The organism is Piscibacillus halophilus, assembly GCF_900110685.1.
GTDB classification, from domain to species: domain Bacteria; phylum Bacillota; class Bacilli; order Bacillales; family Alkalibacillaceae; genus Piscibacillus; species Piscibacillus halophilus.
On sequence record NZ_FOES01000035.1, the window covers coordinates 20,202 to 27,007 of the forward strand.

A 6,806-nucleotide genomic window follows, 5' to 3' on the forward strand; every position below is an offset into this window, starting at 1 on the left:
TTTTATGTTGATTCACGAATCAATAATTCGTGGTTTAAAACTGTATTTTCGACATGTTTCCCGTTGATCTTATTAATTAACATACTAGCCGCTACCGTCCCCATTTGGTACATCGGTTGGGCAATGGTTGTAAGTGTTGGGTGTGTCATATTCGAAAAATCAATATTATCAAATCCGATCAATGCCATTTCATCTGGAACGTTGACACCGGCACTGTTTAACTCCTTAAGAGCTCCGATTGCTAATAAATCAGATACAGCAAAAATAGCAGTAGGTCGATCTTTTAGGTTCATGATTTTCTTAGTAGCTTGGCTTCCATTGTCAAACCCGAGTTGATCCGTATAAATCATATATTCTTCTTTAACTGGCAGGTTAAACTCTTTTAAAGCTTTTATGTAACCTTCTTTACGCTGTCTTGCATATAAATACTTCTCATTTGAGTTAAACAATGCTATTTTTTGATGACCTAACTTAATTAAATGTTTTACTGCCCGATAGGCTGCGTCTTCATTATCAATCGTGACATATGGAATATTACCTTCAGTCGAGTACTCACTACATTGAATGATTGAGTGTTTCTCTGACAAACTTTTTAACGTATCGATGTTAACAGCGGGATCCATTGAAATAATTCCATCTGCCATCTTCTTTCTAACAAGATCAAAGTAAATATTCTCTCGTTCTGGGTTGGAGTCTGTCTCACAAAGTAATATGTTGTAGTTGTAATCAAGTGCTGTAGCTTCAATTCCTTTGATAATTTCAAAATAAAATGGATTTGAAATAGATGGAATTAAAACTAACAAAACACGGCTCTCTGAATTCCTTAAGTTTCGACCTAACATACTAGGTTCGTAATTTAGTTTTTTTATAGCGTCTTCTACTTTTAATCTTGTTTTAGGAGTAACAACGTCTTGACCATTTAATACTCTCGAGACCGTTGCAACTGAGACTCCAGCAAGTTTTGCTACTTCATTGATGTTCGCCATCTTCTTCATCTACTCCAATTCAAATATGTCTGTAATCGTTTTCAATTTTTATCGTATTATAACTGAAATTTTCTGTCAACTATTATTTTAAATTTTATGAAAACTATTGATAATTATGATTAAATTGTATATGTTGTTTATGTAAAGGATTACATTTTTGTATTTTCAGAAAATATTTTTAGGAGGTAATAGACGATGAAATTAGGTGTGTTTACAGTTTTGTTCTCTCATTTAGATTTTGACGATATGTTGAGTTATGTATCATCAAAAGGAATTGAAGCAATTGAATTGGGGACTGGAGGCTATCCAGGTGATGCCCATTGTAAGTTGGAGGAACTGTTAAATAATCCTGATGCGTTAGCAGAATTTAAACAAAAAGTTGAGGATCATCATTTAACGATTAGCGCATTGAGTTGTCACGGAAACCCTCTTCATCCTCAGAAACATATTGCGGAACCTGCAGATAAATTATTCGATCAAACGGTTAAATTGGCTTCTTTACTAGAAGTTCCCGTCGTCAATACATTTTCCGGTTGCCCTGGCGACCATGAAGGGGCTTTGTATCCAAACTGGCCCGTTTCGCCATGGCCTCATGATTTTCAAGAAGTTTTAAAATGGCAATGGGAAGAGAAATTAATCCCTTATTGGAAGGAGAAAAATGATTTAGCCGAGTCCTACGGTGTCAAAATTGGACTAGAGTTACACGGTGGCTTTTCCGTACATACGCCAAACAATATGTTGAAATTACGAGAGGCCTGCGGTAAAGCAATCGGTGCTAATCTAGATCCATCTCATATGTGGTGGCAGGGAATCGACCCGGTTGAATCTATTAAAATTTTAGGGCGCGAGAACGCTATTCACCATTTTCATGCAAAAGATACGATTATTGATCAACAGAATATAAACCGAAACGGGTTAACCGACATGACCGACTATTCGCAGATGAAAGACCGAGCTTGGTACTTTAGAACCGTCGGATTCGGACATGATACTAAGACTTGGGCTGACATCATTAGTACGCTCCGTTTAATGGACTACGATTATGTTGTAAGTATCGAACATGAAGATGGACTCATGTCAATTGATGAAGGCTTTACTAAAGCAGTCGAGAACTTAAAACCGATTATGGTTAAAGAGTCCGTAAAAGAAATGTGGTGGGCTTAATTGAGAAAACCGGAGCGAATTAAGTTACGCTCCGGCTCTTATCATTTAAGTGTTCTGTGTTTCTTTTTCCTCTTCCTTTTCCTTCAATTGCTCATATCGCTGTCGCTGACGATATCCGTAAGTAGCGGTTAGGATGGTTTCTTCGCTTTCTAACGCGGTACCTAGCGCACCGATAATAGTTGCAAAGCTCGTGACAGTCCACGCAATATAAAAATAATTGGCATAGGATACTGCCGAACCAACCTTATTTTCTAACATACTTAGTGGAATGATCATAAATACCGCAAACAAAAATAATATGAATAAATTTACATAGAAAAGCACAACCGAAATCAGTAAAGTAAAGAAGGTTGCTATATTATAGAGCATTCTTTTTAGGTTATTGGATTCATTATTAGGTTTTTCCCATAACCTGTGAGCTGCTATAATCCAGATTACCATTGCAAATATTGAAACAAAACTTAGCAAAACCATTCTCCAAATGTCATATTCATTAGTTAAATTCCAAAGTGAGGGGAACACCACCGCATAAGAACCTGTTGCAAAAGCCACTACTAACACTTTTATAAAGGAAGGGAAGGTTCTCCAAGGTCTATTAGCCCGAACCATTCCTGTTAATATTCTTAAGCCACCTAAAAACTTTGAAGGAATCGTAAACCGAACATCAATAGTCTTTTCTCCATTATGTGGGACTTCTCGTCGTATAGGTGATAATTTCTCAAAGCCTTTTTTTCCTGCGATGATATTTCCATCAACCATTTTGAGGCCATTTTTTCCTACATCTTTTATTTTATCTTTTAGCCTTCTCTCTGCCTTTTTACGGTCTTCATCCGAACTCCCTAAATACATTTCACTCACTAGTTGAATAATCGAAGCTCTGACTCGTTTAACCATTGGTGTTGAACCTAGGCCAGGCATACTGATTATAGCTATGTTTTCTTCCTCATAAGCTTCTGAGACCACCACTTTACTATTATGGAAGAGTGGTAAATCCGTCAAGCAAATCAAATAATCATTTTGGTCTTCTTTAATACTTTTTAATATTGCCTCTAAAATTTCTCGCGTATTCCCTGTTGAGCCAGTGAGAGGGTCAATGACATGTTCAATTTCCCAATGACACTGATCATCAACATAATACGAAAGCAAAGACGGCAGTTCATTCTTAATTTCATTAGTGACATCCGTTGCAAAACCAGGTGCCGTGATTAACTTAACTTTACAAGTTGAACTGCTCAATGTTGCTCACCTCTCCAAAAAGTCAGTTACTATTGTTTTGCACATAGCTGGATCTTTAAACTATTTTTTTATTAAAAAATCGTTACAAAATAAAAACCTCACCGGTTACGACACCGATGAGGCTCATTTTAATCATTTTTTGGTGGTTTAACTTCACGAACTTCTATTGGATCTACTATATTTTCAATTTGGTTACGATGATGTTCAAGCCATTCTGGAAGTTTAAGGTCTTCACCTAATTTATCGAGTGGTTCGTCCGTATCGAATCCTGGTGTATCAGTCGCGATTTCAAATAGGATTCCACCCCATTCACGGAAATAAATCGATGTGAAATATTGACGATCTAGGATGTCAGTTGGCTGTAACCCTTTGTCTGAAATGTATTGACGCCAACTTTGTTGATCTTCATAATCGTTAGCACGCCATGCGATGTGGTGAACCGTTCCTGCTCCCATTTCACCACGCGGAAATGCTTTAACAGGAACATCGATGGTATTTCCAATATCACTTGTCGAACGGAACCTTAAGTACATGTCTTCTTCAGCTACTTTTTTAAACCCTAATCCATTCTCAAGAAATTCAGCTGTTTTTCTTGGTGAACCAGAGTATAACACGGCTCCTCCAAATCCTTTAATAGCAACATCTGTTGTTACCCCATTGAATTCCCAGGTATTGTTAGGTCCTTCTTCACGCTCAACAAACTCTAACTTCAAGCCATGAGGATCTTCAAATTTTAAATACTCTTCACCAAAGCGTGTTTCTTTTTCTGTTTTTATACCGAATCTATTTAGACGCTCTTCCCAGAAATTATAAGATCCAGTAGGAATCACAAATGTTGTGTAACCAACCTGACCTGAACCGACACGGCCTTGCGGAATGTTCTTCCAAGGGAAAAAGGTCATGATCGTCCCTGGGTTTCCTCGCTCATCACCAAAATAAAAGTGGTATGTTCCAGGATCATCAAAGTTTACGGTCTTTTTCACTAATCGAAGTCCGAGTACTCCAACATAAAAGTCAATGTTTTCTTGCGATTTTCCAGCGATCGCTGTGATGTGATGCACACCACTCGTTTGTTTATCTGTCATAAGGAAAGTCTCCCTCCGCTTTTTATCTTGAATTCAAGATAATTATAGCTTATGTCGTTTGCATTATCAAATAGGTTGCTTTTTATGAGATATTTCATACGTTTATGGGGAAAAACGAACTTTTAATTTTTTAAAATATTTGATAGGTTAATGATATGACATAGATAGGAAGTGATACAGTGATTGGCTTATTTAACGTTGAAAACAAGATTGTTTTAATTACAGGATCGACAAGAGGTTTAGGTTTAAGTCTAGCTAAAGGGTTCTCTGATGCAGGAGCCACCGTCATAATTAATGGAAGAAAACAGAGTGAAGTTGATTCGGTCGTAAAACATATTCAAGATCATGGTGGACAAGCGTATGGCGCTGCTTTTGATGTGACCAAGGCAGAAGATATTGAGGAAAGCATTCAAAACATCGAAAAAGAAGTTGGCCCAATTAGTGTATTAATTAATAATGCAGGAATCCATCGACGAAATCCACTAGAGGAATTAAGTCTTGAGGATTGGCAGACCGTCTTAGATGTTAATTTAACTTCAGCCTTTAACGTTTCAAAACTCGTTTTTCCATATATGAAAAAACACGAAAAAGGCAAAATCATCAATATCACTTCATTAAACGCTGAAAAAGCACGCCCTAATATTGCTAATTACTCTGCTGCAAAAGGCGGACTTAAAATGTTAACTAAATCAATGGCAACCGAATGGGGACCATATAATATTCAAACCAACGCCATCGGACCAGGATATTTTAAGACTGACATGACTGAAAAACTCGTTAACGATCACAACTTTAATAACTGGGTCAAAAGCGAAGTTCCATTACAACGTTGGGGTGTACCTGAAGAATTAATCGGCACAGCTATTTATTTAGCTTCTGACGCCTCAAACTATGTAAATGGGCACACCGTTTATGTTGATGGCGGCTGGCAAGCATCACTATAGAAAAACAGAGGTGCGGGATATCGCACCTCTGTTTTTTTGGTATTTTAAAACCGCGCATAAATTTTGTCGGGATTTTTGCGATGCGCTCAAATAATAGGAATTTCGCTCAAAAAATTAAAAAATCGCTCAATTATGATGAAATTCGCTCAATTATTCATAAAATCGCTCAAAAATTCTATTTTTCGCTCAAAAAACAGCTTTACCCCACGTAAACGTCTCGATATTCATCAGTACGACCAAGTTTTTTCTGAGCATAAGGACAAGAAGCTGTAATCTGTAAGTTATTCTCTCGTGCGTGATCGACAACCGCCTTAACTAGCTTCCCAGCGACACCTTCTCCTCGAAGTTTTTCGGAAACTTCAGTGTGATCAATCTCAATGGTATTATTACCTTTATCGATAAAGGTAATCTCTGCATCCTTATCATTTGGATCTCCTACATAAAATCCTTTTTCATCCTGTTTAATGTCCATTCAGATCACTCCTTTTAATAAGTTTAGACTCATTTCTTCAATATATTGGTTTCGATCCATATACGTAAAAATAGCATAAGTCACTAATCCCATAATCGCGATAATGATTATAATCAAGAAAACCATCTTTTTACCGTCAAAATTCATAGGTCTAACTCCTTCAACTCATTTTCTTCTATTTTAGCAACTTTTAAGTGATTATCCATCAAAGGCGCTCGAATACTCTATGACACCTGATACATTAGACAAGGCATCTTCTTTTAATTCTAAAGCCATAAACACTTCATCCGGCACATCGAATGGTGGCTGTATATCAAAATCAGACGCTTTTTCAAAACCAAATCTTGGGTAATAAGCAGGATGACCTAACACAAAAACCGATTCAAACCCATGTGCTTTAGCTACCCTTAAAGCTTCGAGACACAATTGACTTCCGATTCCTCGCTTTTGATAGCCTGGCAAAACTGATACCGGAGCTAATGCCAGCGAATCCACTTCACCGTGATGACCCTTAATCTTTATTTTGGTTAAAATAATGTGGCCGATAATCGCATTTTGCTCTTGATCAACCGCTACAAGGGATAATTCTGGAACAAAATCGCTAACGCGACTTACTACGTCCCAAGTGAGTGCTAATCACTTGGGACATTCTTCGCTCTAATCATAGTGCCATTACAGTGAGGGCAATGAAGCTCAACCTCTTCATCATTATTTTTATCCACACTAAACTCTCCGATGATATAATCAGGTACTTCATCAGTTCCATTACAGTCAAGACATTTAAATATAACTATTTTGATTTCTTCATCCAATCCGAAAGGATCATCTTCTAACCATTCATCGATGTCTCCGAACAAATTATCCTGATCTTTTTTCTGGGACAAACTCATACCTCCTCCATTTATTAACTGATTCAACA

8 protein-coding genes and 1 pseudogene are annotated in these 6,806 nt (G+C 37.2%); 2 read left to right on the plus strand and 7 right to left on the minus strand.

Annotated elements, in window-relative coordinates:
* Positions 1-2: 2 nt before the first annotated feature.
* Entirely contained in the window at positions 3-986 is a 984-nt protein-coding gene (locus BMY57_RS12600; RefSeq protein WP_091774886.1) for a LacI family DNA-binding transcriptional regulator, read from the minus strand.
* A gap of 195 nt (positions 987-1,181) precedes the next feature.
* Here BMY57_RS12600 and BMY57_RS12605 point away from each other — a divergent pair, with 195 nt between their 5' ends.
* A complete protein-coding gene (locus BMY57_RS12605; protein ID WP_091774888.1) occupies positions 1,182-2,150 on the plus strand; it encodes a sugar phosphate isomerase/epimerase family protein in 969 nt (322 codons plus the stop codon).
* A 45-nt stretch (positions 2,151-2,195) separates the two neighbouring features.
* Here BMY57_RS12605 and BMY57_RS12610 read toward each other — a convergent pair whose 3' ends face one another.
* Positions 2,196-3,386, minus strand: a complete 1,191-nt coding sequence (locus BMY57_RS12610) for an MFS transporter (protein ID WP_091774891.1) — start codon at positions 3,384-3,386, stop codon at positions 2,196-2,198.
* Positions 3,387-3,514: 128 nt separating this feature from the next.
* Positions 3,515-4,471 carry a ring-cleaving dioxygenase gene (locus BMY57_RS12615; protein ID WP_091774894.1) on the minus strand — a complete coding sequence of 319 codons (957 nt, stop codon included), beginning with the start codon at positions 4,469-4,471 and terminating at the stop codon, positions 3,515-3,517.
* Positions 4,472-4,650: 179 nt separating this feature from the next.
* Here BMY57_RS12615 and fabG point away from each other — a divergent pair, with 179 nt between their 5' ends.
* Entirely contained in the window at positions 4,651-5,415 is a 765-nt protein-coding gene (fabG, locus tag BMY57_RS12620; protein ID WP_091774897.1) for a 3-oxoacyl-ACP reductase FabG, read from the plus strand.
* A gap of 199 nt (positions 5,416-5,614) precedes the next feature.
* On the opposite strand, the gene BMY57_RS12625 is transcribed toward fabG, so the two are convergent.
* The 4 genes and pseudogenes from BMY57_RS12625 to BMY57_RS12635 all read right to left on the minus strand — a co-directional run.
* The gene (locus BMY57_RS12625) at positions 5,615-5,887 is read right to left on the minus strand and encodes a GNAT family N-acetyltransferase (RefSeq protein WP_091774900.1); all 273 of its coding nucleotides are present in this window, start codon (positions 5,885-5,887) and stop codon (positions 5,615-5,617) included.
* Positions 5,888-6,034: a hypothetical protein gene (locus BMY57_RS16140; protein WP_175615614.1), complete on the minus strand. Its 147-nt coding sequence runs from the start codon at positions 6,032-6,034 to the stop codon at positions 5,888-5,890.
* Positions 6,035-6,085: 51 nt separating this feature from the next.
* Positions 6,086-6,508 (minus strand): annotated as a pseudogene (locus BMY57_RS12630) (GNAT family N-acetyltransferase); the annotation flags it as partial.
* 11 nt (positions 6,509-6,519) lie between these two features.
* Positions 6,520-6,806 (minus strand): hypothetical protein (locus BMY57_RS12635; RefSeq protein WP_256205306.1); only part of this gene is annotated, 287 nt, incomplete at its 5' end.

What these genes read in the sequence shown, in the direction of transcription:
- BMY57_RS12615 (WP_091774894.1), bottom strand. Translation starts at nt 4,471, where the DNA reads ATGACAGATAAACAAACGAGTGGTGTGCATCACATCACAGCGATCGCT.
- BMY57_RS16140 (WP_175615614.1), bottom strand. Translation starts at nt 6,034, where the DNA reads ATGAATTTTGACGGTAAAAAGATGGTTTTCTTGATTATAATCATTATC.
- BMY57_RS12605 (WP_091774888.1), top strand. Translation starts at nt 1,182, where the DNA reads ATGAAATTAGGTGTGTTTACAGTTTTGTTCTCTCATTTAGATTTTGAC.
- BMY57_RS12600 (WP_091774886.1), bottom strand. Translation starts at nt 986, where the DNA reads ATGGCGAACATCAATGAAGTAGCAAAACTTGCTGGAGTCTCAGTTGCA.
- BMY57_RS12625 (WP_091774900.1), bottom strand. Translation starts at nt 5,887, where the DNA reads ATGGACATTAAACAGGATGAAAAAGGATTTTATGTAGGAGATCCAAAT.